Annotated in this window: 26 protein-coding genes; 11 read left to right on the forward strand and 15 right to left on the reverse strand. The window is 37.9% G+C overall.

What is annotated here, in order from left to right; translation table 11 throughout:
* Positions 1–11 precede the first annotated feature (11 nt).
* Entirely contained in the window at positions 12–485 is a 474-nt protein-coding gene (locus L1I30_RS01880; protein WP_236132551.1) for an OsmC family protein, read from the forward strand.
* Between the two features lie 26 nt (positions 486–511).
* Here the strand turns inward: L1I30_RS01880 and L1I30_RS01885 are convergent, their stop codons facing one another.
* Positions 512–1,507, reverse strand: a complete 996-nt coding sequence (locus L1I30_RS01885; protein ID WP_236132552.1) for a DUF3078 domain-containing protein — start codon at positions 1,505–1,507, stop codon at positions 512–514.
* Between the two features lie 34 nt (positions 1,508–1,541).
* Positions 1,542–3,317: a 1-deoxy-D-xylulose-5-phosphate synthase gene (locus L1I30_RS01890; protein ID WP_236132553.1), complete on the reverse strand. Its 1,776-nt coding sequence runs from the start codon at positions 3,315–3,317 to the stop codon at positions 1,542–1,544.
* A 38-nt stretch (positions 3,318–3,355) separates the two neighbouring features.
* On the opposite strand from L1I30_RS01890, the gene L1I30_RS01895 reads away from it, so the two are divergent.
* Positions 3,356–3,805 carry a nucleoside deaminase gene (locus L1I30_RS01895; RefSeq protein ID WP_236132554.1) on the forward strand — a complete coding sequence of 150 codons (450 nt, stop codon included), beginning with the start codon at positions 3,356–3,358 and terminating at the stop codon, positions 3,803–3,805.
* 46 nt (positions 3,806–3,851) lie between these two features.
* Here the strand turns inward: L1I30_RS01895 and L1I30_RS01900 are convergent, their stop codons facing one another.
* The 4 genes from L1I30_RS01900 to L1I30_RS01915 form a co-directional block, all read right to left on the reverse strand.
* On the reverse strand, positions 3,852–5,252 hold the full coding sequence (locus tag L1I30_RS01900) for a sugar porter family MFS transporter (protein ID WP_236132555.1): 1,401 nt from the start codon (positions 5,250–5,252) through the stop codon (positions 3,852–3,854).
* A 52-nt stretch (positions 5,253–5,304) separates the two neighbouring features.
* Positions 5,305–5,925, reverse strand: a complete 621-nt coding sequence (locus L1I30_RS01905; RefSeq protein ID WP_236132556.1) for a DUF4230 domain-containing protein — start codon at positions 5,923–5,925, stop codon at positions 5,305–5,307.
* A 31-nt stretch (positions 5,926–5,956) separates the two neighbouring features.
* Entirely contained in the window at positions 5,957–8,770 is a 2,814-nt protein-coding gene (leuS, locus tag L1I30_RS01910; RefSeq protein ID WP_236132557.1) for a leucine--tRNA ligase, read from the reverse strand.
* A 132-nt stretch (positions 8,771–8,902) separates the two neighbouring features.
* The gene (locus tag L1I30_RS01915) at positions 8,903–9,829 is read right to left on the reverse strand and encodes a ketopantoate reductase family protein (RefSeq protein WP_236132558.1); all 927 of its coding nucleotides are present in this window, start codon (positions 9,827–9,829) and stop codon (positions 8,903–8,905) included.
* A 113-nt stretch (positions 9,830–9,942) separates the two neighbouring features.
* Between L1I30_RS01915 and L1I30_RS01920 the strand changes: the two genes are divergently transcribed.
* From L1I30_RS01920 to L1I30_RS01945, 6 genes are read left to right on the forward strand one after another with little or no spacing between them, the layout of a single operon-like run.
* On the forward strand, positions 9,943–10,821 hold the full coding sequence (locus L1I30_RS01920; RefSeq protein WP_236132559.1) for a cell division protein FtsX: 879 nt from the start codon (positions 9,943–9,945) through the stop codon (positions 10,819–10,821).
* Positions 10,822–10,860: 39 nt separating this feature from the next.
* Positions 10,861–11,118 carry a DUF3098 domain-containing protein gene (locus L1I30_RS01925; protein WP_236132560.1) on the forward strand — a complete coding sequence of 86 codons (258 nt, stop codon included), beginning with the start codon at positions 10,861–10,863 and terminating at the stop codon, positions 11,116–11,118.
* A gap of 5 nt (positions 11,119–11,123) precedes the next feature.
* Positions 11,124–11,918 carry an undecaprenyl-diphosphate phosphatase gene (locus L1I30_RS01930; RefSeq protein ID WP_236132561.1) on the forward strand — a complete coding sequence of 265 codons (795 nt, stop codon included), beginning with the start codon at positions 11,124–11,126 and terminating at the stop codon, positions 11,916–11,918.
* Positions 11,908–12,609: a tRNA pseudouridine(55) synthase TruB gene (gene truB / locus L1I30_RS01935; protein ID WP_236132562.1), complete on the forward strand. Its 702-nt coding sequence runs from the start codon at positions 11,908–11,910 to the stop codon at positions 12,607–12,609. Before L1I30_RS01930 ends, truB begins: the two co-directional genes overlap by 11 nt.
* A gap of 38 nt (positions 12,610–12,647) precedes the next feature.
* On the forward strand, positions 12,648–13,358 hold the full coding sequence (locus tag L1I30_RS01940) for an energy transducer TonB (RefSeq protein ID WP_236132563.1): 711 nt from the start codon (positions 12,648–12,650) through the stop codon (positions 13,356–13,358).
* Between the two features lie 5 nt (positions 13,359–13,363).
* The gene (locus L1I30_RS01945; protein WP_236132564.1) at positions 13,364–13,939 is read left to right on the forward strand and encodes a DNA-3-methyladenine glycosylase I; all 576 of its coding nucleotides are present in this window, start codon (positions 13,364–13,366) and stop codon (positions 13,937–13,939) included.
* Here L1I30_RS01945 and aat read toward each other — a convergent pair.
* From aat to L1I30_RS01960, 3 genes are all read right to left on the reverse strand, one after another.
* On the reverse strand, positions 13,936–14,577 hold the full coding sequence (gene aat / locus L1I30_RS01950; RefSeq protein WP_236132565.1) for a leucyl/phenylalanyl-tRNA--protein transferase: 642 nt from the start codon (positions 14,575–14,577) through the stop codon (positions 13,936–13,938). The two genes, L1I30_RS01945 and aat, sit on opposite strands and share 4 nt — an antisense overlap.
* Before the next feature lie 152 nt (positions 14,578–14,729).
* Entirely contained in the window at positions 14,730–15,104 is a 375-nt protein-coding gene (locus tag L1I30_RS01955) for a DUF3127 domain-containing protein (protein WP_236132566.1), read from the reverse strand.
* Positions 15,105–15,108: 4 nt separating this feature from the next.
* The gene (locus tag L1I30_RS01960; RefSeq protein WP_236133043.1) at positions 15,109–15,984 is read right to left on the reverse strand and encodes a flavin reductase family protein; all 876 of its coding nucleotides are present in this window, start codon (positions 15,982–15,984) and stop codon (positions 15,109–15,111) included.
* A 108-nt stretch (positions 15,985–16,092) separates the two neighbouring features.
* On the opposite strand from L1I30_RS01960, the gene L1I30_RS01965 reads away from it, so the two are divergent.
* The gene (locus tag L1I30_RS01965) at positions 16,093–17,241 is read left to right on the forward strand and encodes a sensor histidine kinase (RefSeq protein WP_236132567.1); all 1,149 of its coding nucleotides are present in this window, start codon (positions 16,093–16,095) and stop codon (positions 17,239–17,241) included.
* Here L1I30_RS01965 and L1I30_RS01970 read toward each other — a convergent pair.
* From L1I30_RS01970 to greA, 3 genes are all read right to left on the reverse strand, one after another.
* Positions 17,238–17,648: an acyl-CoA thioesterase gene (locus tag L1I30_RS01970; RefSeq protein WP_236132568.1), complete on the reverse strand. Its 411-nt coding sequence runs from the start codon at positions 17,646–17,648 to the stop codon at positions 17,238–17,240. The two genes, L1I30_RS01965 and L1I30_RS01970, sit on opposite strands and share 4 nt — an antisense overlap.
* Positions 17,648–18,037 carry an HIT family protein gene (locus tag L1I30_RS01975; RefSeq protein ID WP_236132569.1) on the reverse strand — a complete coding sequence of 130 codons (390 nt, stop codon included), beginning with the start codon at positions 18,035–18,037 and terminating at the stop codon, positions 17,648–17,650. Before L1I30_RS01975 ends, L1I30_RS01970 begins: the two co-directional genes overlap by 1 nt.
* A gap of 91 nt (positions 18,038–18,128) precedes the next feature.
* On the reverse strand, positions 18,129–18,605 hold the full coding sequence (gene greA / locus L1I30_RS01980; protein WP_236132570.1) for a transcription elongation factor GreA: 477 nt from the start codon (positions 18,603–18,605) through the stop codon (positions 18,129–18,131).
* A 262-nt stretch (positions 18,606–18,867) separates the two neighbouring features.
* On the opposite strand from greA, the gene L1I30_RS01985 reads away from it, so the two are divergent.
* Entirely contained in the window at positions 18,868–19,299 is a 432-nt protein-coding gene (locus tag L1I30_RS01985; protein ID WP_236132571.1) for a Rieske (2Fe-2S) protein, read from the forward strand.
* 40 nt (positions 19,300–19,339) lie between these two features.
* Here L1I30_RS01985 and L1I30_RS01990 read toward each other — a convergent pair whose 3' ends face one another.
* Positions 19,340–21,520, reverse strand: a complete 2,181-nt coding sequence (locus L1I30_RS01990; RefSeq protein WP_236132572.1) for a TonB-dependent receptor — start codon at positions 21,518–21,520, stop codon at positions 19,340–19,342.
* A 327-nt stretch (positions 21,521–21,847) separates the two neighbouring features.
* Between L1I30_RS01990 and L1I30_RS01995 the strand changes: the two genes are divergently transcribed.
* Entirely contained in the window at positions 21,848–24,265 is a 2,418-nt protein-coding gene (locus L1I30_RS01995) for a hybrid sensor histidine kinase/response regulator (protein WP_236132573.1), read from the forward strand.
* Here L1I30_RS01995 and L1I30_RS02000 read toward each other — a convergent pair.
* Positions 24,255–25,613, reverse strand: coding sequence for a sigma-54-dependent transcriptional regulator (locus L1I30_RS02000; RefSeq protein WP_236132574.1), 1,359 nt, complete (start codon positions 25,611–25,613; stop codon positions 24,255–24,257). The two genes, L1I30_RS01995 and L1I30_RS02000, sit on opposite strands and share 11 nt — an antisense overlap.
* Positions 25,614–25,735: 122 nt before the next feature.
* The gene (locus L1I30_RS02005; protein WP_236132575.1) at positions 25,736–26,074 is read right to left on the reverse strand and encodes a hypothetical protein; all 339 of its coding nucleotides are present in this window, start codon (positions 26,072–26,074) and stop codon (positions 25,736–25,738) included.
* Between the last annotated feature and the right edge of the window lie 93 nt (positions 26,075–26,167).

A 26,167-nucleotide genomic window follows, 5' to 3' on the forward strand; every position in this document is an offset into this window, starting at 1 on the left:
AAACGTAGATCATGAAACAACATCGCTATTCTGTAAATATGGAATGGACAGGTAATCTGGGAAAAGGCACGGCAGGTTACTCAGAATTTAGTAGAGCTCACAAGATTTCTGCCAGCCACAAATTACACGATATTCTAGGCTCTTCCGATCCCGCTTTTCGAGGAGAGCCCTCCTGTTATAACCCCGAAGAATTATTGGTTTCTTCAATTTCCTCCTGTCATATGTTATGGTACCTGCATCTTTGTGCAGTGAACAAAATTATTGTGATCAATTACACCGATTCGGCTACCGGAGTAATGGAAGAGGACATAAATGGAAGTGGAAAATTCAAAGAAGTTAGTTTATACCCACTAGTGAAAGTTGAAAAAAGAGAGATGATACAAAAAGCCTATGAGCTGCATGAAGAGGCTAATAAAATGTGTTTTATAGCCAATTCTTGTAATTTCCAAATTACACACCATCCAGAAATAGATAGTCTGGACTAATTAAAGGATAAAATATAAATCTGGTATTAGAACTGATAAACCACACCTACACCCAGCATCTGCTTGAACTGCACTTTTGGCCCCAAAGTCTCTAAGGTGCCATCTCCATTGGTATCTTCCTTAAACTTAACATCGTCATCATATTTTAGATGAGAGCCAATATTCGCCTTTACAAAGTCGTTAACAACTAGGTTAAGATTCAATTCCCAGTCTACATCTACATTTCCGAACTTGTTCAAATAATCTGAATAGAAGCTCAACTGGTTATCAATATTCACATTATCGAAGATTTCTTTAGAAAATCCGCTGGTAACTAAAAATCCAAACTCTGTGCGCACGCTTTCTCCATCTTCAATAATAACTCCTTCATCATTCTTTATAGCAGGTGTTACCCCAAACATCCCTTCATTGGCCAAAGTTTGATCTAATACAAAAGTGGACTTTTGGGTAACAGGAGATACATATACTGTAAGATCTTCCTTAGGGTCGGTATATTCAGTTCCAATCCCTAAAAAAGCATAGGCCGGCGCCATGAATTTGGAGATAGGTTTTTTGGTTTCGGGATATTTATACCCATTTGCAAATTGGGTCTTAAAATTGAATTTTGCCGAATATCTGAAGTTAGAAGTAGAATCTCTTCTATACCCAAATGTAGAATTGAAAGTTACGGCATCTTCGGTTTTTCTTAATTCCCTTCCCTGTTCGGCATTTAAACCAAACCTTATAGATGCGTCATTTTTCCAGGAAAGCAGTTTCTTTTTATATTTACGTTCAAAATTTCCATGAAATAATGCAGAAACGGAATTATTTCCTCCTGAATTCCAGTTCACAAAAGCCACCTCATTCAAAGTAACTCCTACCGCATTCTTCGATGTCCATAAAATAAGCACTTCCTGGTTTGCCATCATGGTAGTATCAGCCGAAGTGGTATCGGTTACGACTCTATTTATTTTATACTCTGATGCAGAAACAGAGAAATTGATAATTAAAAAGAGGACGATGAGTAATTTTAAATGCTGCATGTACTTAAAAATATTTGTGGATAGGCAGGAAGATTTATTTAAGCTTGTAATTTATTACTTTTAATATACTTTTAACGTCAATTTTTGAAATTTCATATAATTCTTCTAAAGTTCCGTGCTCAATAAAGCTGTCGGGCACTCCTAAACATTCAAAATCAGCATGATATTGATGGGAAGCGGCAAATTCCAGCACTGCCGAACCGAATCCTCCGGTTACCACTCCATCTTCAATCGTTATAATTTTTTCGAACTTTTTAAAAACTCCGTGAAGCAATTCTTCATCTAAAGGTTTTACGAATATAGCATCATAATGAGCCACCTTTTCAGGCTCTTCAAGCAATTTAATAGCCTCCTTCACATTTTTAGCAATACTACCAATGCTTATTACGGCAACCTCACTTCCATCTTTCAACTTAGCACCTTTTCCATATTCCACTTTCTGGAAATTCTGTTTCCAGTCTACTCGTATTCCCCTACCTCTGGGATAACGAATTCCAAGAGGCCCACTTAATTCCAGTTGGGCGGTGTAGAGTAAATTTCGAAGTTGAACTTCATCACTCGGGGCTGCGATCATCATATTGGGAATACAACGCAAATAAGCCATATCGAATACCCCATGATGTGTTGCCCCGTCTTCACCTACAAGACCGGCTCTGTCTAAACAAAATATCACCGGTAGATTTTGAAGCGCAACATCATGAATAACCTGATCGTAAGCCCGCTGCAGAAAAGTAGAATAGATATTACAAAATATCTTAAATCCCTGGGTTGCCATTCCTGCTGAAAGTGTTACAGCATGCTGCTCGGCAATCCCAACATCAAAAGCTCTAGCGGGAAAGGCTTTCATCATATATTTAAGGGAACTACCTGTGGGCATAGCGGGGGTAATCCCTATGATCCTCTCATTTTTTTCAGCTAACTCTACTAAAGTGAGTCCGAACACATCCTGATATTTTAAAGGAAGTCCGTCGGTATCATAAGCAAGCAACTCCCCCGTATCTGGTTTGAATTTTCCCGGGGCATGATACTTCACTTGGTCTTCTTCAGCCTTTTTTAAGCCTTTTCCCTTGGTAGTAATCACATGTAAGAATTTTGGGCCGCTAATCTCCTTCAGCTCTGTGAAGATTTTCAATAGGCTCTCAATATCATGACCGTCTACCGGGCCAAAATAGTTAAAATTAAGCGCTTCAATAATATTATCCTGCGAAGGCTTGTGGCCTACTTTCGCCTTTGTAAGATATTGTTTTAAGGCCCCAACACTAGGGTCGATACCAATGGCGTTGTCATTTAGAACTACCAGCAAGTTTGCATTGGTCACCCCGGCATGGTTCAAACCTTCAAAAGCCATCCCACTGGCAATGGATGCATCTCCAATTACAGCAATATGTTGTTTCTTAAATTCACCTTTTAAGTTAGAGGCTAATGCCATTCCTAAGGCAGCCGAGATTGAAGTTGATGAATGCCCAACCCCAAAAGTATCATATTCGCTTTCTTCCCGCTTAGGAAAACCGCTCAAGCCATTAAGCTGCCTGTTGGTATCAAATCTATCGCGTCTTCCCGTCAGGATCTTATGCCCGTAGGCTTGATGCCCAACATCCCAAACTAATAAATCATCAGGAGTATTAAAAATATAATGTAGTGCAATGGTGAGTTCCACCACTCCTAAACTGGCTCCCAGATGTCCTTCTTTAGCCGCTACAATATCAATAATGAATTTGCGTAATTCGACTGCGAGAATTGGTAGCTCTTCAATAGAAAGTTTACGTAGATCTTTAGGAGAATCTATTTTATTTAGAATACTTTTTGCCATGGAAAGCAAAGGTACATTTTGAAATTGTATTTTTGAAGATGCAATTAATTTTTGACGACAGCTATTTTATGCGGAAGGCTTTACAGGAAGCTGAACTCGCATTCGAAAAAGGAGAAATTCCGGTAGGAGTAGTAGTGGTAATTGATAACCGGATTATCGCCCGAGGTCATAATCTTACCGAGATGTTACATGACGTTACTGCACATGCCGAGATGCAGGCAATTACTGCAGCCGCAAACTTTTTAGGGGGGAAATATTTAAAGGACTGTACAATGTATGTTACCCTCGAACCCTGCCAAATGTGTGCCGGGGCACTTTACTGGAGTCAGTTATCCAAACTGGTATTTGCAGCGACCGATCATGAGCGTGGCTACAGAAAGATGGGTACGAAGTTGCACCCAAAAACTAAAGTTACCAGCGGCATTATGGAAGAAGAAACTTCTTCTTTATTAAAACGCTTCTTTATAGAAAAACGAAACCTGAACTAGCAACTAATTCAGGTTTCATTTTAAATAAGCAAGTGAAAGTAAATATCTAAACTTCTTTCAAATCCTCAGGAATATCCCACATGTTTTCTAATTCTTCCAATGACTTGCCTTTAGTTTCAGGAATATATTTCATGGTGAAGAAGATGATCCCGATAATAAAGGCTGAAAAGATGAAATACGGAAGAGAACCGTTCCAGAAATCTCCATTATTCATTTCGCTTTCTGCAACCACAGGAAAAGATTGGGTTACAACGTAATTCGCCGCCCACTGTGCTGCCACCGCAATAGACATGGCTGCACTTCTAATATTATTAGGGAACATTTCAGATAAGATCACCCAAACCACAGGCCCCATAGACATTGCAAAAGATGCGATAAATAACAACACACCTATTAACGATAAGATCCCAACAGAATCTGTCATTAAGGTCACCCCTAACAAGACAAATCCTACGGTCATCCCCACAGAACCTATATAAAGTAACGGCTTTCTACCCAACCTGTCTACCGTTGCCATAGCCACAAAGGTGAAAATCAGGTTGATTCCGGCTAATAGCACTTGCTGTTGCAGGATATCATCTTTTCCAAAACCTAGTGCCTGCTCAAAGATATCTGCACCATAATACAATACGGCATTTATTCCTGTAAATTGCTGCAATACCGAAAGCACGGTTCCAATCACAATTATCGAGAAGATTCCTTTTGCAAAGATGTTCACTTTTGATTTCGATCTATCTTTTTCAAGAGATTTTTCGATTTCTTTGAATTCCAATTGGGCAATGTCTTCTCCATGAATTCTAGCCAAAACTCCTAAAGCCTTAGATTTTGAACCTTTCATAGCCAACCAACGCGGACTCTTAGGCACAAATAACAATAGCACAAGAAAAAGCATGCTTGGCACTAATTCTGACCATAACATATACCTCCATCCATTTTGAATGTTTTCAGCCTCGGTGGCACTATTTCCAATAAAATAGGTAACCAGGAACACTAAAAAGAAACCAAGTACGATAGCTAGCTGATAGTAACTCACTAAGGTTCCTCTAATTTTTGCAGGAGCGATCTCGGCGATATAGGTAGGCGCATTCATAGACGCGATTCCAATTCCTAATCCTCCTAATATTCTAAATACCACCAATAATGAAACCGACTGCGGTAAGAACTCCGGCAACCCAGAACCCCAGGCAGATAATGAAAATAAAATAGATGAAATAATAAGAGAGTATTTTCTACCAATAGCTGAGCTTAAAGGCCCGGCAACAATAGCCCCCACAAAACAACCTAATAATGCGCTTCCTACTACCCATCCTTTCATTCCCGCATCTAAGTCGAAATACTGACTAAAATAATATTGGGAACCATTTATTACTCCTGTATCATATCCAAACAACAAGCCCCCGAGAGCGGAAACTATGGTTATAAGAATGAGGTATGTTTTGTTTTTCATATAAATTAATTAATAGGCATTAAACGTTTAATCGTATTGGTTAAATAATATATTACTCGGTTGATTCTATTTTCTTCATTTCTCCTGAAGCCACCTCCAAAGCGGTATAATCCAGTTTCCACCCAATGGTCTCTACGATCTTTTCAATAAGAAGGATTGTGCTCAAAGCTTCTCCTCTGGCTTTTTCTATAAGACCACTTTTAGGGATCTTATCTACAATATGCTTTTTAGCATCTCTGTTTATATCGGTAAGATCGGATGTAGTAAAGGGATTTGCCCAGCCTTCCCGCTTATCATAATATTTAAAATCGGTTTCTACGGTAAGTAATTCGGGTTCAGGAAAATTGGTTAAAATGATCTTCTTGGCCTCTGTATCGCTATCCATTCTAATCTTACTTAAGTCGAAACCTATGTGTGCCTTAGCCGTAATTAGAACAATGGCTTTCTTTTTACCAAAGATCAGACTCACATATTTCTCCTTTAGATTCTCGTAATGATAGATCTCAGAAAAATCACCTTCTACTGTGATGAATTTGCAAACGCTCTTTATTTTATCCATCAGGATCACCGATTGTTCATCGGCCCTACTCTTACTACGGCTCTTATTAAACCAAGCAAATATGAAATAAGCCAGAATGGCGCCCGCGGCAAGTCCTATAAAAAGAGTTTCCATAATTCAAATATAGTTAAAAGCTTTGCGAATGTTAGCCTACAATATTTACGATCTTTCCTGGTACAATGATCACTTTTTTGGGAGTTCTTCCATCTAGCTGCTTTTGAGTTCTTTCATCGGCCATCACGGTCTTTTCGATCTCTTCCTTGCTCATATCTAGCGGCAGTTCTAACGTAAACCTCATCTTACCATTAAAAGATACCGGATATTGCTTAGTACTTTCCACTAAATATTTCTCTTCACATATAGGGTAAGTAGCTGTAGATATAGATTCTTTGTGCCCTAACTTATTCCAAAGCTCTTCTGCAATGTGTGGAGCATAAGGCGCTATTAAAACTGCTAAAGGCTCCAATATCTCACGCTGATTGCATTTTTGAGCCCCAAGCTCATTCACACAAATCATGAAGTTAGAAACCGACGTATTAAAGCTAAAAGCCTCAATATCTTCTGTCACTTTTTTAATGGTCTTATGTAAAGTTTTTAAGGAATCGGCTGAAGGTTTTTCTTCTGAAACCTCGAAAACATCCCCATTATGATAGAGTTTCCATAATTTTTTTAGGAAGCTGTGCACCCCGGTGATACCGGCAGTATTCCAGGGCTTAGCCTGTTCTAAAGGCCCAAGGAACATTTCGTATAAGCGCAAGCTGTCCGACCCATATTGCTGCCCAATCTCATCAGGATTTACCACATTATATTTAGATTTCGACATCTTTTCAACCTCTCTCCCAACGATGTATTTCCCATTTTCGTCGGTAATAAATTCGGCATCTTTATAATCGGCTCTCCAATTCTTGAAGGCTTCAATATCAAGTTCTTCCGAAGCATTTACAAAGGAAACATCGGCATGGATAGGCTGCACTTTTTCATTGGTAATAAGATTTTTGGAAATGAATTTATTCTCTCCTTCCAGCCTATATACAAATGCGCTGGTCCCTAATATCATCCCCTGATTGATCAGCTTTTTGAAAGGCTCTTCCACATTTACAAATTCACGGTCTTTCAGGAATTTTGTCCAGAATCTGGCATATAACAAATGGCCCGTTGCGTGCTCGCTTCCTCCAATGTATAAATCTACATTCTCCCAGTAATCTTGTGCTTCTTTTGAAACAAATACCTCATCATTCTGAGAGTCCATATATCTAAAGAAGTACCACGAACTTCCTGCCCATCCAGGCATGGTGTTAAGCTCTAATGGATACACTCCTTCTCCCTGTTCTTCTTCTCCCACTATCTGGTTGGTTTTAGAGTTCCATAACCAGTTCTTTGCTCTTCCCAACGGTGGTTCTCCTTCTTCGGTTGGCAAGTATTTTTCTACCTCGGGTAATCTAAGTGGTAGATGTTCTTTGTCTATCATTTGCGGTAAACCATCTACATAATATACCGGGAAAGGTTCTCCCCAATATCGCTGACGAGAGAAAACTGCATCCCGCAAACGGTAATTGGTCTTGCCTTTTCCTCTATTTATATTCTCAAGTTCTTCAATAGATTTTCTTAAAGCCTCTTTATATGGAAGTCCGCTCAAGAAATCGGAATCTGCTATTATAGTTCCATCTTTTCCTGAAAAAGCTTCTTCTGAAATATCTATATTTTCAAAGATGTTCTTAATAGGAATATTAAAATGTTTGGCGAAATCGTAATCACGCTGATCTCCGCAAGGCACGGCCATTACAGCTCCTGTCCCGTAACCCGCCAACACATAATCTCCAATCCAAATTGGTACAGGCTCCTTAGTAAAAGGATGCTCTGCATACGCTCCTGTAAAAACCCCGCTTATGGTCTTAACATCGGCCATTCGTTCACGCTCACTTCGTTTTGCACTCTTTTTAATATATGCTTCAACTTCTTCTTTTTGCTGAGGAGTAGTAATTTTTTCTACCAGTTCATGCTCAGGGGCTAGTGTCATGAAAGTAACACCAAATATGGTATCAGGACGCGTGGTAAAAACACTAATGTCTGCGCCGGTACTTTGTTCTTTGAACTTCACCATTGCTCCCACCGATTTCCCGATCCAGTTACGCTGACTTTCTTTTAAACTCTCACTCCAATCAATCCCTTCAAGACCTTGTAATAACCTTTCGGCATACGCAGAGATTCGCATGCTCCATTGGGTCATTTTCTTGCGTACTACAGGATAGCCACCACGCTCAGAAACCCCATTCACTATTTCATCATTTGCCAAAACTGTTCCCAACTCCGGGCACCAGTTCACTTCAGTTTCGGCTAAATAGGTTAGTCTATATTTTAGTAATAGCTGCTGTTTTTCTTCCGCAGAGAAAGAGTTCCACTGTGCTGCGCTAAATATTTCAAGATCATCATCACATGCAACATTCACTTTTTCATTTCCTTCTTTAGAAAAAATGATCTCTAATTCAGAGATAGAGCGAGCTTTATCTGCATCTTTATCATACCAGGATTCAAATAGCTGAATAAAGATCCATTGGGTCCATTTATAATATTCAGGGTCGCTTGTGCGTACTTCCCTGCTCCAATCGAATGAAAATCCTATTTGGTCGAGCTGTTGTCTATAACGCGCAATATTCTCTTCGGTAGTAATAGCAGGATGTTGTCCCGTTTGAATAGCATATTGTTCTGCAGGTAACCCGAAACTATCGTATCCCTGAGGGTGTAACACATTGAAACCTTTATGACGCTTGAAACGTGCATAAATATCGCTGGCGATATAACCTAAAGGATGCCCCACATGCAGCCCCGCCCCAGAAGGATAAGGAAACATATCTAATACATAAAATTTAGGTTTATCACTGCTGTTGCTGGCTTTAAAAGTCTGGTTCTCTGCCCAGTACTTTTGCCATTTGGCTTCAATCTCGTTAAAGTGGTAACTCATTTTTTTGTTTTTCTGAAAAAATAGGAATGTGAACCTTCTGTAAAAAAGGCGTACAATTATACCTAAAATAGGTATACTGCGCGCAAATTTACAATTTTAAACTTCTTATAATAAGCATAAGGCATTAGAATATTAGGCTTTTCTAGCTTCAATTTCCATAGGAAGTAGACACTCGTAAATAAATGTATTTATTGGGGTTGGAACATTAAGGGACTTACCTTGCCTAACAATGTAACCATTAAAATTTTCTAATTCTGAAGGTTTTCCAGCCATGATATCGCGCTGAGTGGAAGCGGTAGTTCCTGCAGGTTGTTTATCTAGTGCTTCGAAAGCCATTTTTAAATGTTCTGTAGATAGATTGATACCCTTAGCATCTGCCACGGCAATAATTTCCAATCCTGTTTTTTCCATAAGCCCTCTCAGGTACTCTCTATTTCTAATGATGTCTAGCGAAACTCTGGTTAAACCTCCCAAGGCACTTATCATGCTTATAAAAAGGAATTTTTTCCAGATCTCCATGTGGATATTATCCGGAATAATGTTTTCGATCTCAGCTTTATTAAACAGTGCTTTTAAATCCAGTACCCTTTTAGATCTCGAATTGTCCAGTTCCCCAAAAGTAATGCTAGGATTAAAAGAAGGATGTTTTATTTTCCCGGGAGCTTCAACGAAACTTACAATGCGACATAGTCCGGCTAACACATTTTGCGAAGGTAAGATCTTCTGTAATTTTTCGGCATTGTCGGCTCCATTTTGCAAGGGAAGGACGATAGAATCTTTTTTAAGAATAGGTTTGAGCTTTTTTGCCACCTCTTCTATTTGCCAGGATTTCACTCCTAAAATAACGAGATCGGGTTGTGGTACTTCCTCTATATTGCTAGTTACAAGACCGGGATGAACGGTGAAATCACCATTGATACTTTGCACCTGTAATCCATGCTTTTTGATAGCTTCCAAATGTGTCCCTCTGGCGATCATACTCACGTTATACCCCACCTTTGCTATACGACCTCCAAAATATCCGCCTATGCCTCCAATTCCGTAAATTAGTATTTGCATCTGTAAAATTTTCATCTAAATTAAAGCAATAAGAATAAATTAGAAACTTTGAGCGTTTTAAAGAAACGAAATCATTTACTTTCTTATTTTTACACAAAATCTGAAGCCACTTTATGAGTACATCTTTTGAAAGGTATCAAAAACGACGACTAATCTCGTCTTATTTTTCTGTAGTCATTAGTATATCTCTTGTCCTATTTCTACTAGGTTTACTGGGACTTTTAGTACTAAACACAAAAAAAGTAGCCGATCATTTCAAGGAGCAAATAGCTCTTACCGTTTATTTAAAAGATACAGCGAAAGAGGTTGAAATGGAACAGCTCAAGAAAAGCCTGGCACTTGCCGAATACACTAAATCCAGCACCTTTGTTTCTAAAGAGGAAGCAGCCGAGGAGCACAGTAAAGAAATTGGAGAGGATTTTATGGAATTTTTGGGATACAACCCTCTGCAAAATTCTATTGATGTATATATGAAGGCCGACTATGTTTCTCCCGACCAAATAGATAAGATCGCGGAAGAACTAACTTCTAAGAACTTTGTAGATGAAGTGGTTTACGACAAACCTCTAATCTCTTTATTAAATGACAACGTCAAAAAAATAAGCCTTTGGATTCTTATAATTAGCGGGGTTTTCACTTTTATTGCTGTACTGTTAATTAACAGCTCCATAAGACTGGCTGTGTATTCTAAGCGATTTATTATTAAAACGATGCAAATGGTTGGCGCTACCAAAACATTTATACGTCGCCCGTTTATCTGGCAAAGCGTAAAACTAGGAATTATCGGGGCTATTCTGGCATTAATTGGAATGGGAGTAGTACTTTATTACATAAATAATACCTTCCCTGAACTGGAGCTCCTTAAAGATGCTAGTTTATTAATAAGTCTTTTCGTTGGGATCTTTTTAATGGGAATCTTTATAACCTGGTTAAGTACATTTTTTGCTACCTCCAGATTCCTAAACCTAAAGACAGACGAGTTATATTATTAAATTGCAAAAGCAATTTGAACCGAATGAAAACCAATAGAGATGAGTAAGAACAACAAACCTTTTCACAAACAGGATCTTAATTTTGTTTTCGGAAAGAAAAATTATACAGTAATGTTTATTGGCCTTGCCGTTATTGCATTAGGTTTTATTCTTATGGCAGGCGGTGGTAGCGACGATCCTACTGTTTTTAACCCAGAGATCTATAATTTTAGAAGAATACGTTTAGCACCCGCTTTGGTGCTTCTTGGCTTTGGAATAGAAGTATATGCCATTTTACTGAATCCCAATAAAAAATAACAAATTTGAACGCATTTGACGCTGTAGTCCTTGGAATAATTCAGGGCCTAACCGAATTTTTACCTGTTTCCTCAAGCGGGCATCTTGAAATTGGGAAAGCAATATTAGGAGATAACAGTATTCCCAGCGAATCTCTAATGTTTACTGTAATTCTTCATTTTGCAACTGCACTAAGCACCATTGTGGTGTTTAGAAAAGATGTATGGGAGATCCTTGGAGGGCTCCTTCAATTCAGGTGGAATGAAGAGACCCAATTTTCAATCAAAATAATAGTATCGATGATCCCCGCAGCTTTCGTTGGGCTATTTTTCGAAGAAGAATTAGAATCGCTTTTTGGGGGGAACATCCTCTTTGTAGGTTTCATGTTAATTATTACCGCCCTTTTACTATGGCTTGCAGATAAAGCTAAGTTTACAGGAAAACCTGTTAGTTACACCAATGCTTTTGTAATTGGAGTTTCTCAGGCAATTGCGATTCTTCCGGGGATATCAAGATCGGGAGCAACTATCTCAACTTCAGTATTACTTGGAAATGACAAATCCAGAGCTGCAAGATTTTCTTTTTTAATGGTCGTTCCGCTTATTTTAGGAAAAATAGCCAAAGATCTCTTAAGTGGAGATCTTACCGAAAGCACCACAGCTCCCTCTCTCTTAATAATAGGATTTGTTGCAGCATTTTTAGCAGGCCTAGTAGCCTGCACCTGGATGATCGCCCTGGTTAGAAAAAGCAAACTTTCATATTTTGCTATTTACTGTTTTATAGTAGGAATCATCGCAATAGGTTTTGGATATGCAAACTAGAGAATATACTGTAGAAGACTTCAAAGAAGGTCAAGTCCTGCTTTTTGACAAACCTTTGGGATGGACCTCATTTCAGGTGGTTAATAAGGTAAGATGGCTTATAAGACAAAGTTGCAAGATAAAAAAGATCAAGGTTGGGCATGCCGGAACTCTAGATCCGTTGGCTACAGGTCTGCTTATAATTTGCACCGGAAAATTCACCAAGACCATTGATGAGCTTCAGGGACAAATAAAAGAATATACCGGAACCATAACCTTAGGTGGAACTACTCCATCTTATGATCTGGAAACCGAAATCGATCAGACTTTTGACATTGCGCATATTACCGAAGACAAAGTACATGCAGCTACTAAAAATTTTATTGGAGAGATAGAGCAAGTTCCTCCGGTTTTTTCAGCATTGAAGAAAGACGGAAAAAGACTTTATGAGTATGCCAGAAGCGGAGAAGAGGTAAAGATCAATTCCAGAAAAATCAAGATTTCGGCTTTCGATATTACCGATATCCGATTTCCTGAAGTAGATTTTAGAGTGGTTTGTAGTAAGGGCACCTATATTAGAAGCTTGGCGAATGATTTTGGGAAAGCGCTTGAAAGCGGGGCACATCTTTCAACCCTTAGACGTACAAAAATTGGTAATTACCAGGTTACCGATGCTATAGATATACCTACTTTTGAAAAATTACTACCTTAAGCACAGAATAAATACCTGACCCTGGCAGTTTTAATTCTATGGATTTTTTTGACAAACACAAAGCTCTTATTATTACCCTTCTGTTCTTTGCAGTATTATTGCTAGGGCTTTATAATTTCAATTTATCGAATAACAACCGTAAGACACGGGAACTATTAGTAGACCTTGAAAGTTTTAAAACTGAAGAGCCTATACAGGAAGCACCCAAAGCTGAAGAAAATGTTGCAAAACCTAAAGCAGTAAAGACACATCAGGCCTTCAATGAAAACCAGGAAACTCGTGAGACCAATTTCGATCAGCAGCTAAATGAAATCTTCGAAAAGAACAGTGCATCACAAAGTGAAAGTACACCTTCAGAAAATTCAGGCGCTTCAGGAGATTATACACTTCAAAAAGCTACAAAAAAGCCCCAGCAAAAAAGATCGGACGGAAATAATGCTGCTAAAATCACCTCTACTAAATCTGGCGGAATAGATAACAGTTCTATTTCATTCTCCCTGAAAGACAGAACGGCCATAAATATTCCAAATCCTATCTATACCTGTGATGTTGCAGGAAAGATAGTTATTAACATAAGCGTTAATGAAGAAGGCCGAGTGATAAAAACAGCCATCAATAAAGGAAGTTCTACATCCCAGAATGAATGTTTGACCGAACAGGCATTAGAATACGCATCACAAGCCATTTTTAGCAGGTTAGCCGGCCGAAACAACCAACCCGGCACCATTACCTATCAATTTAAACCTTAAATATTATGAGTGAATTAAAACGTTGTGGATGGTGTGTGGGAGATCAACTTTATGAAGCTTATCATGATGCTGAATGGGGTGTCCCGGTATATGATGATGCAACACTATTTGAATTTTTAGTTTTAGAAACTTTTCAAGCAGGTTTAAGCTGGATAACAATCCTTAGAAAAAGAGAGAATTTTAGAGCTGCTTTTGACGATTTCAACTACCAAAAGATTGCTGAATATTCAGAAGAAAAGATTCAGGAACTACTGCAAGATGCTGGAATTATTCGAAACAAATTAAAGGTTAGGGCTACTGTTACCAATGCCCAAGCTTTTATGCAGGTGCAGCAAGAATTTGGAACCTTTAGTAAATACATCTGGGAATTTGTAGATAACTCTCCTATTCACAATGAAATTACCGACTATAAAAAAGCTCCTCCCACCACCCCGATAAGTGATAAACTTAGCAAAGATCTAAAGAAGAGAGGTTTCAAATTTGTGGGGTCTACAGTGATTTATGCTCATATGCAGGCAACAGGAATGGTTAACGACCACGAAATAGAGTGTCACCGTTATCATGAAATAAAGAGGCTTTAGCTCTTTAGAAATTTCAAGAATTCTTCTCGAGAAATTTCTTCTGCTCCCAAAGATTCTAAATGCGGGGTATACACCTGACAATCTATAAGTTTTACTCCCTCCTCCTTAAGCTTTTCTACAAGTTTTATAAAACCGTATTTAGATGCATTGCTCACTTTCGAAAACATGCTCTCACCACAAAAAATCTTTTTTTCTTTTAAGTAAACTCCGTACAATCCACCCACCAATCCTCCTTCCAGCCATACTTCTACCGAGAGTACCGAGCCTAACGTATGTAATTTGGAATAAGCTTCCTGCATTTCTGAAGTGATCCACGTTCCATCCTGATCTTCTCTTTTTATTGTAGCACAATTGGCCGCCACCTCTTTGAAAGCTATATTGTAGGTAACTTTAAAAGTTTCCTTTTTAAGCAATTGTTTCATGCTCTTGGAAACCTTTAATTTCTTCGGAAAAAGAACCATACGAGGATCCGGGCTCCACCATAAAATAGGTTGTGAAGCATCATACCAAGGAAAAATTCCGTGATTATAGGCATACAACAATCTCCCTGCCGAGAGGTCACCGCCAATAGCAAGTAAACCATCTTCATTGGCCTGGTCTACAGAAGGAAATTGATATTTTAAAGATTTTTTATGCACTATGCAGGACTAATTTTGTCTTCAGTAAATAAAAAAGCTGTTTTAAAAGTTTTTGAGATTTGGGAATGAACCATAACAGGTTAACCAATATCAACTTTCAAAACAGCTCCATTATCCGATCTTCTTACTTAAAATCGGTAAGTCTCTCTTATTTAAAATGGAAGATCATCAAAATCTTCGTCATTCAAATCTTTTGCAGGCTCGAATTGATCTGCCGGTGGCGGTACATTTTGTCCTGCAGGTGCTCCTGCCTGTAAGTTTTCAATTCTCCAACCCTGGATAGAATTAAAATATTTTGTTTCCCCCTGCGGATTCACCCACTCGCGCCCTCTTAGGTTAACACCAATCTTTACCGGCTGCCCGACATGGAAATTGTTCAGTAAATCTGTTTTATCCTGAACAAATTCTATCATGATATGTTGAGGATATTGCTCCTCTGTAGTAACTACTACCTCACGCTTTCTAAACCCATTGCTTCCAAAAGTTTGGGTTTCTCCTACCATCTTAATTTTACCTTGTACTTCCATTCTACTATTTATTTGCTAATAATAATTTCCAGGCTTTCGCCGGTTCGTCGTTCTGTAAATATAATTGTGCTTTTAGATGAATCTTTTCAAGACTGTTTGACTTGATCGTCTCTAAAGCAGCTGCTTCTTCTTTTAAAAAAAGCTGAATCTCTTCCTGGGATGGCAACTCTTCAACATTCCCTAGTTTCCCTAAGTCATTTCCGGTTAAGACTTTACTGGTTCTTATTTCTTCCGGAATACTATCAACTCCTATCCCAAGACTTGCTAATGGTTTAGGAACTTCAAACATTCCCATATTGGCTCTGGTATACCAGTTCCCACCCATTCGGGCAACAAGATCTATTTTATGCTGATCTATAAAGCCGGTATCATCGAGAATAGCTTCATCAAAATGCATCCGCACCACCTCACATATCACCAAATTCCCTGCACCGCCTTCCTGACCAAGCTCTACCACTTCATTGATCTTACACTCAAATTGCACCGGAGATTCTGCCACTCTAAATGGCTTTACAACATCCGATTTCAACATGGTCAAGCCTGCTTTTTCAAATTCATTTACACCTTCTTCATACTCTGTGCTGGAAAGTGACATTTGCTGGACTATATTGTAATTCACAATGTTTATCACAACCTCCTTCGTGGCCTTAGCATTTAAAAAAGTGTGTTTAACTGTATTGTCTCTACCTCTTCTTGCTGGTGAAAAAACAAGAATTGGTGGGTTAGCACTAAATACATTGAAAAAACTGAAAGGAGACAAATTTGGCCTTCCTTCCTCGTCTAGAGTACTGGCAAAAGCTATTGGCCTAGGACCAACCGCACCAAGTAAATATTGATGACGTTTTCCTGTACTTATTTCAGATGGATCTATTGAGAGCATATACAATTTTCCACAAATATAACGAATAGAGGGAGGAATGAAAAACCTCATCCCAACAATAATATTAACACAGATTAGTTATCTTTAAAACCTTCTAAATATGGTTTCATGAACTTTTCTTACGAGAGAAACTTTACACGCTGGTTTATTATTATTTCCTCCTTATTAATCGTGGGATTAATATTATGGAATACCTCCATTTTCTTTGAAAGGCTAAAACAGGATGAGCGTGACAAAATGAAGATATGGAGTGCCGCACAGGCTTTTTTAGACAAGGCAACTGAAGATACCGATATAGAGCTCACCCTTCAAATCTTAAATAAGAACACCAGTATTCCAACTATTTGGGAAGATGAAAAAGGAAATATTATAGATGGTTTAAACTTACCCTTAGAAACCAGGAAAGACCCAGAGAAACTTAAGAATTACGTGGCTCAACTCAAAACCGAGAATGAGCCTATTGAAATGTTCCTGAGCAAGAATAGGGTTCATAAAATCTATTACGGAGATTCTCCGTTGCTCACAAAAATCAAATATTACCCTATTTTTCTCCTACTTATCATATTTCTTTTCATTGGGGTGGTCTATTTCTTTTACACCACTACTAAATCGAGCGAACAGAATAAGCTATGGGCAGGAATGGCAAAAGAGACCGCTCATCAAATAGGAACCCCTTTGTCTTCTTTAATAGGTTGGACAGAAATTCTTAAAGCCGAAGATGTAAATCAGGTTTATATTGAAGAGATTGAAAAAGATGTGGAACGCCTAAAGACCATCACCGACAGGTTTTCTAAAATTGGCTCTATGCCCAAACTTTCAAAAACGGATATCGTTAAAGCTACCCAGGAAAGTTTCGATTATTTAAAAGTGCGTAGTTCTAATTTAATAGATTTTAGCCTTAAGCTTCCAGAAGCTGCCATCTATGTTAATTTGAACGAATCATTATACAGCTGGACCATTGAGAATCTGGTAAAAAACGCCATAGATGCCATGCGAGGAAAAGGAGAATTACAACTTGAACTTAAACAAGATTCCAACTGGGTCTACATCAATATTAAAGATACCGGAAAAGGCATCTCTAAAAGTAAACACCAGCTTATCTTCGAGCCAGGATACACCTCTAAAAAACGCGGTTGGGGCTTAGGACTTTCCTTAGCCAAAAGAATTATTGAAGAATACCATAATGGCAAAATAAAGGTGCTAAGCAGCGAAATAAATAAAGGAACTACTTTTCAAATCGCTTTGAAAAAGATCTAATACCCAGACATTATTTCCCGTAAATCTTCAGGAATTCTATAGGTCTTCTCTAAATTGAAATCGAAACACACCGCCACATCCTTACCCACAGCACACACTTCTTCCTTATCATTTAGAATTACATGCTCTAAGCAAAAACTGCTATTTTTCATATACAGCAACTTCGTCTTAATGGTTGCCGTTCCCGGGTAGTATAACGATTTTTTAAAGTCGCAATGAGTAGAAACCAGCATAGGCCCTTTTTTCATTTGGTCATAATCTTTAGCTAAGCCCGTGGCCTCCCAAAAATTGACTCTTCCAGACTGCATAATTCGCATAAAAACCAAATTGTTCACATGGCTGTATGTGTCCAGATCACTCCAATCAATTCTTATTTCCAAGCTCAACTTATACTCTTCAAAACTCATTAGAAATTGGCTTTAATGCTTTTGGTAAGATCTTCAAGCTCTTCTTTTGAAACAGCTACCTTGTTTCTAAAATCCATTTCACTCATTTGATTTAAAGGAATAAGATGAACGTGTACATGCGGCACTTCTAAACCTATTACTGCCATCCCCACGCGTTTACAGGGAACCGTTTTTTCTAAGGCTATCGCCACTTTTCTAGAGAACTCCATCAACCCTTGATATGTATCTTTCTCCAGATCGAAGATCTTGTTAACTTCTTGCTTAGGTATACACAGCGTATGCCCTTTGGCGTTAGGGTTGATATCTAAAAACGCTAGAAACTCATCGGTTTCAGCTACTTTATATGCGGGAAGTTCTCCGCTTATAATTTTTGAAAATATAGTTGCCATAAATGTGATTTTGGTTAAAAATAAAAAATCCTTTCCAAAGATAATTTACTATTAACTTTAGAAAGGATGATATTTTAAATTCTTGAAAAAATTACTCTCTCCAGATCTCTAGAATTTCGAAATTCATGGTTCCATTAGGCACACTAATTTCAGCTATCTCACCTACTTTTTTACCCAACAAACCTTTCCCAATAGGGGAATCTACAGAAATTTTTCCTGTTTTTAGGTCGGCTTCACTTTGTGCTACCAATTTATAAGTCATCTCCGTTCCATTCGTCTGATTTTTAATCTTCACCAAAGAATGCACTAATACTTTAGAGGTATCAAGCTGAGATTCGTCTATCACACGAGCATTTGCAACTATCTCTTCCATTTTAGATATTCTCATTTCTAAAAGTCCCTGTGCTTCTTTAGCTGCGTCGTACTCTGCATTCTCGCTTAAATCTCCTTTATCTCTAGCTTCTGCAATTGCTTCAGATGCTTTTGGACGTTCCACATCTCTAAGTTGATTGAGTTCATCTTTCAACTTCTTTAAACCTTCTGCGGTATAATAAGATACTTTACTCATTGTTTTATCGTTTAACCATTAGCTTTTATAAGGGCCAGACCCTTGAATGCTAATTTTGTTATATAATTTTCATGATTTTATAAAACTAAATCCCTTGTCCCGGATTTAGTCAAGCTTTTCAAAGAATAGCGCTTTAAGAATGAATTCAGTTTAAAGAGCTACTAAATACAAAAAATCCCATGCTCCATGGGATTTATCTAAACAAATATAATAAATTTAAAAATTGAAAACAATTTAATTCTTGTTCACAACAATCATCTCCATGATAAAAAAATTGCTTTATATAGTAGTACTTTCTTCTTTCGCTTTCGGATGCTCTTCAGATACCGAATCGGTAAAGAACCCTTATTTAATAGAGACAAGTTTTACCGCAAAACTGAATCTGAGCTTACCTGAATACAACAGCCTCAACTTTCCGGGAAACACTTATGCCAACTATAATTACGGCATAAATGGTTTTGTTGTTTACAATATTAACAACACCCAGTATCTGGCATTTGAGCTAACCGATCCAAATCATGTCGTAAGCGACTGCTCAAGGCTAAGTGTAAACGGCATTATAGTTTCCTGCAATTGCAACGACGGGAATAAATACAATCTTCTTACAGGGGAGCTAACAGAAGGTTCAGGAGAATATTCTTTAAAACCATACCGTGTAAGAAAAACCGGCAATATCTTAGAGGTATATAATTAAACCTCTCCCCTTATTCTATAAGGAGAGAGGAGTATTAAGCTTAAAATTTTAATGTTAGCCCCAATAAAAAGTTAGTTCCAGCTTGAGGATAAAATCCCGCGCCTTCTATGGTTGTAATTGTTCCAGGATTTGAATAATCATCGTCATAGGTATAGAAATAACCATTAGATTCATATTCCGCATTAAAAATATTGTTTACAAGCCCAGATACTATCACCGATTTAAAAACGGAGAAATCGGGTAATTCATAGAATACATTCAGGTCGTTCACAAAGAAACTATCCAAAATTGAAGTTTCGCTATCTATATTTCCCATATACTGCTCTCCCACATATTTAGACAACAAGCCTATTTGCAGGTTTTTCAGTGGCTGATACGAGATCATATTCGAGGCTACAATCTCTGGTGAGAATGAAATATTGGTCTTTCCTAAGTTTACCAGTTCCCCATCTCTTGAGGTTAGGAAATCTCTGTTTTTATTGGTGCTTAAAGCCAGGTTAGGCATTAGCCTAAGCTTATCGGTCACCAAAATTTCTGCATCCAGCTCTATTCCCAAGCGGTAACTATCTCCACTGCTGGTACGCAAAGGAGAACCTACATCGTTCAATTCTCCCGAAAGTACTAACTGATCTTTGTAGTCCATATAATAAACATTAGAATTCAGTTTGAATTTTTCTGAAGTATAGCGATATCCTAGTTCAAAATCGTTCAATTTTTCGGCTGTGCTAATTCCCTCTTCAAAATCATTTCTAGATGGTTCTCTATTAGCTCTTCCATAGTAGCCATAAAACTGGTTATTTTCATTCAAGTGATATGTAATTCCTGCTTTAGGATTGAAAAAACTGAAATTCTGAGTTACATCAATAGGCACAAGATCTGAGGTAATTCCGCCTGTTTCATAATCGATGAATCTCCCCTGCATATCGGCAAAGATTTGCCATTTATCATTTAGCCTGAAGGTAGCTTTAGAAAAGACGGTAACTTCCTGTTTTGAAGCATCACTGAAATAATATCGATCTCGTATCTCCGACCCCCCAGCGTATTGTGCCCAAATAACTTCTCCAAAATGGTCTCCTTTATAGAGGCTATAAAAAGCTCCTGAGTTAATTTCCCATTGTGAATCTTTGTAATTCACATTGGCATTCACTACATAGAAATCATTATCCAACCATCTACGGCGAATTAGATTGGTCGTGTTAATGGTTTCTTCACCTATTGAAATAGGAGTGAAATTATAATCTGAAAAATCTTCATCTTCCTTATACTGCTCAAAGAATCCACGTCCATACGTGTAGTTCAACCCTAAATTTGTTGACCAATTATTATCAAATTGCTGATTCCAGTGCAGTTGATAATGATCCTGTTTATAATCATCTACTTCATTATCATAGAACTGAACATTTCCAGCTTCATCTTCATACATCCCGGCAGAATTAAAAGTACGATCTGTTCTTAAAGTGTTTTCATCTATACCATTCCATGACTGATAAGTTATCTCATGCCCTCCAAAAGTAATTGCTTTAATAAGTGTATTATCGTCTATATAAGATGCTTGCAAAAAGTAAGATTTTAAATCGGAATCGGCACGATCTATATATCCATCACTTGCAATAGCAGAAATTCTACCAGCAATTTCAATATGATCCTGTAATAGCCCTGTAGTGAATTTCACACTATGCTTTCGAGTTGCGAAGGAACCAAAAGAATTAGCGATCTCTCCACCGGCCTCTTCAGAAACCGCATCTGTGAGCAAATTTAAACTCGCTCCAAAAGCACCAGAACCATTTGTGGAAGTCCCTACTCCTCTTTGCAGCTGTAAATTTTCTACAGAAGAAGTGAAATCGGGCAGATTTACAAAGAAAGAACCCTGACTTTCTGAATCGTTAAAAGGAATACCATTAAGTGTTACATTCACTCGGGAAGCATCGCTCCCACGCACTCTAAAATAGGTATAACCCACACCGGCTCCGGCATCGGAGGTGGTGACCACAGAAGGCAAATAATTTAGCATAAAAGGAATATCCTGTCCTAAATTGCGCTTTTCCAGCTCTTCTTTGCTAAGATCGGAATGTGTAACGGGAGAATTGGCATCAACTCGAATTGCTTTTACAAGCACCTCATCTAATTTTTCTGGAGGTTTGCTAATAGTGTCTAAATCTTGTTGTGCATAACCTATTGCTGACAGTAGCATTAAGGCCGAAATACTGAATAAAAGTTTCATTCGTAAAATTTGAATTTGTACGAATAAAAGGGGCGATTATTCTTATGGTTAATTAATTGATTAAAATAATTGCATAAAAAATCCCTGATAAATTGCTCGAGCCAATTCAACAGGGGGTGCATACAATTAGTGATACTAAAAAAGTATCTTTTTCCCTTGGCAGCATTACCCGCCCAGGTTCTTTGGGTATGATCTCAGCTACTTTTAGAACAAGTCCATCAATAGCACCCCTTTGAGATGTCCGGCAAATGTAATAAGCTTTTTTCGATTTTTAATACGATTGATTCATTTTAAAAGAATTGGCGTAATTTTAGCAATATTTGAGCTATGAAAAACACCAAACGATCCATAACCTTTAAGGTAATAATAGGATATTTATTAGTAGCTGCCTTAGCTGCTATGGCCGTATGGTTCATTTATACTCAGGTAGTTAAATTCTCTTCCCTCACTCAATCTAACACTCTTAACAATCAGCAATTGGTATTGGTGAGCGAAATTGCTACCGAGCTATATGAAACGGAGAATACCGGCCGAAGATTCATCCAATCTGGAGATGAGACTGACCTAAACCGATATTCCAATCAAATCAAAAGCATTCAAAATAGTCTAGATTCCCTAAAGGGCACTTATGCCGATGAAACTATGAAAATTGAACTGGATAGTATTTCCCTTCTACTTTCCAGAAAAGGGGACAACTTAGAGGAAATCCTTCAGCTTAGATCTCAGGATAGAAACACGAATTATTACAAGGAGGTTATCCAGGAACTTCAAAAGGTAGACGAGTCGTTTAACGAGCCCGATTATGAAAACAGATTTTCCGATCTTGAACCACATCAACGCCGAGTATTAATACAATTATTAGAATTCTCCCAAGATGAAGAACCTGCCGAAGAATCCAGTAAAAGCACGCAAGCTCTGGTAGCTTCTGTAAAAAATGTCTTGAGCGAACTGGAGAAGGAAAATCAACGATTTAGAGAGGTTATCAACAAGAAAGAAAATGAACTTCTGGAAAATGATATGGTGCTCAACCAGCAACTTAGAAAACTTTTGAGCGTTATTGAACAGGAAGAAAGAGAAACCTCTTTACAAAGGGTAGAAAACTCGCAAAATCTATTAGAAGAAGTCTCTCGAATTATAATAATTGTAGGGGTTTTGTGTATTTTAATAATACTCTTTTTTCTTTTTCTAATTGTGCGTGATGTTTCACGCAGTCAGCAATATCGAATAAAACTCGAGGAAGCTCAAGTGTTTACAGAGTCACTCATGAAACGCCGAGAGCAGTTCATGGCAACTATCACTCACGACCTTAGGTCGCCTTTAAACACAGTAATGGGCTATACCGATCTCATTGAAAAATCGGGATTGAACAACAAGCAGGAACACTATTTGGGCTATATTAAGAAGTCGTCGGAATATATTCTTCACCTGGTAAATGACCTCTTAGATCTTTCCAAATTGGAGGCAGGGAAAATGCTGATTGAATACCTTCCTTTTAATCCTAAAAATTTAGTTGAAGAAACTCTAACCAATATTATTCCCATAAATGATAAGAAGAATCTTAAGGTCGTGGTGGATGCTTCAGAAGAAGCCGACTGTAAAGTTATTAGCGACCCTTTCAGAATAAAACAGATCCTATCAAATCTAATTAGCAACGCCTATAAATTCACAGAATCCGGAGGGATTACAGCTACAGTTGCCTTAGAAAAAGAAATTGGGGATGCTTATACCCTTTTAATACGCTTAAAGGATACAGGTATTGGGATCTCAAAAGAACGACAGGAAGAGATCTTTGAAGAATTTTCTCAGGAACATGGCGAAATTGAAAAGAAATACGGTGGTACAGGCTTAGGGTTAGCTATCACTAAACGCATCACCAAACTACTTCATGGAAGTATCAGCTTAAAAAGTGAGCCGGGAAAGGGCAGCGAGTTTTTACTAAAAATCCCGGTGAAGAAAGTTGCTGAAGATATAAGGCCGTCCCAAGAACCTGAACTGCCTAAGATTGAATTGAATGGCAGGAATATTCTAATAGCCGATGATGAAGCTTCTCAACTGGCCCTTACCAAAGAGCTTATTAGATCGGTAGGGATGAATTGCGACACAGCGAAAGACGGAGAAGAAGCCATTGCAAAATTAGTAAGTAAAAATTATCAATTAGTCATTACCGATATTCAAATGCCAAATATGGATGGTTTTCAGTTAGTGAAGGCTATTCGAACTAATCCGAATCTTTCTGAAATACCTGTAATTGCGGTTTCTGGAAGAACCAATGTGAGTGATACTACTTATATACAGGCGGGATTTACAGATCATATGCTAAAGCCCTATAAACCGAGAGATTTTCTATTAAAAATAGGCGAAGTATTAAAAGTGAATTTAGAAAACCACCCTAACACCCATAGGAAACCTTCTGCTAACGACATGTATAGCCTTGATGAGATATTACTTTTTACAGGTGACGATCCAAAAGCATTAGACACCATCCTAAAAGCTTTAATTGACAGTACAAAGATCAACATAAAAGAGATTTCTTATGCTCATAAACAAAATGATAGTGAAAGAATTGCTCAGATAGCGCATAGAATGCTACCTATGTTCAAACAATTACGAGCAGATGATATTGTTAGAAAATTAGAATTATTAGAAATAAAGAAATTCAACTTAGATAGCAAAGAGCCCCTTGCTAGTTTACTTCTGGAGATAGAGGTACTTCTGGAAGCGCTGAACAAAGAGATTAAAGCTTAATATTGTACTGTTTAAGCTTGTTATAAAGAGTTTTTCTATCAATAGACAGAAGTCGAGCAGCTTTACTTTTATTGCCATTTGCCTTTTCCAAGGCATCTAAGATCATAGCTTCTTCATTCTTGCTTTTAAATAGGCCATAAGATTCGTCAGTTTTTTTCGCGGCAGAGATCTCATGTGGTAACACCTTTAAAGGTATTATATCCTCCTGTGTTAAAAGAACAGCGCGCTTCACCATATTCTTCAGTTCTCTCAGGTTTCCTGGCCAAGAGTAGTTCTGAAAAGCCTCGATAGCTTCTTCACTAAAACCAACTACATCCTTTTCCAATTCGGTATTTGCTTCATCTAGGAAATGTTCTGCAAATAACATCAAATCATCACTTCTATCTCTAAGAGCAGGAACCTGAATAGAAAATTCGTTCAATCTATGATAAAGGTCTTCTCTAAAGTTACCTTCTTTTACAGCTTCTGCCAGATCTTCATTGGTAGCCGTTACCACTCTAATATCAACTTTAATTTCTGAATTACTACCTACAGGTTTTATTTTTCTCTCCTGAAGCGCTCGTAATAACTGGACTTGTAGATCATAGCCTAAATTTCCTATCTCATCCAAAAATAATGTCCCTCCATTTGCAGCTTCAAAATGCCCCGTTTTATCCTGAATAGCGCCGGTGAAAGAACCTTTTAAGTGTCCAAAAAATTCGCTGGAGGCTATTTCTTTAGGAATAGCACCGCAATCAACAGCTATAAAGGGAGCATCCCTACGCTTGCTTTTATCGTGTATACTCTTTGCCACCTGCTCCTTTCCTGTACCGCTTTCGCCCATTATTAGAACCGACATATTGGTAGGTGCTACCAGATCAATATAGTCGTTTAATTTGTGAGCAGCATCGCTTACCCCCTTAACAAATTCGTTATTGGATACTAAAGTTGTTTTTTCTTTTTTAACTGAAACCTCTTTTGTCACAGATTTTTGCTTCCCTGTAACCTCTTTCTGATTTAATGCATTGTTTATTGTTTGCAAGATAGCCTCCGGCTGAAATGGTTTTGAAACATAATCGAAAGCCCCTTCTTTCATAGCTTTTACAGCCATATTTATTTCGGCATAATTAGTCATCACAATAACCTGGATTCCCGCAAATTCTTCTTTTACTTTTGAAAGGATCTCGATTCCATCCTTATCGGGGAGACGCACATCGGTAAGAATAACATCAAAATGTGAAGCTTTTAATTTTTTAAATGCCTCAGCGGCAGAAAATGCAGCCTCTGCCTTATAACCCTTTTTCGCAAAAAAGGTATTGAGCATGGTAGCAAATGCTACATCATCTTCTATTATAAGGATTGCTGCCATAAAAAATACACTACTTTAATATTCAGCAAATTTACTAATTATGAGCGGTTGAGGGCGTAAATAAACAGACAAAAAAAAAGCTGCCAAAAATGGCAGCTTTCTCTAGTTTCAAAAGTTGGTTATTAGTCTTCTTTTTCAACATCCTCTTGATCTATCCAATTACCTTCAGCATCTGCAAATACTGTTTTGGATTCCTGATCTATTTGTAATTCAATTTTAAAAACGATCTCTTCATCACTTTCTTTGATATAGGCTTCAGTTGCCTGTGATCCTGCATAATCTTTAGTAATAGCCTCATTAATGGTTGCGGGCAATGCCGCTACATCAATCTTTTTGAAATCATCTTGTATGGCAACAGACTCTGTTGCTTCTACTCCAACAGTAGCCTCGGTTGTTACCTGAGCGTGTGCAGTTGCAAAGAACAAGCCTATTGCAGCAAATGTTAATCCTAGCTTTTTCATAATTTTGGTTTTTGTGGTTGTTAGTTTAATTAGGAAAATCGTACCAAAAAGCAAAGATCCCAAAACAGCCTTGTAAGACCTTATTAAATAAGG

It is taken from the genome of Gillisia lutea, assembly GCF_021568705.1.
Lineage (GTDB): Bacteria > Bacteroidota > Bacteroidia > Flavobacteriales > Flavobacteriaceae > Gillisia > Gillisia lutea.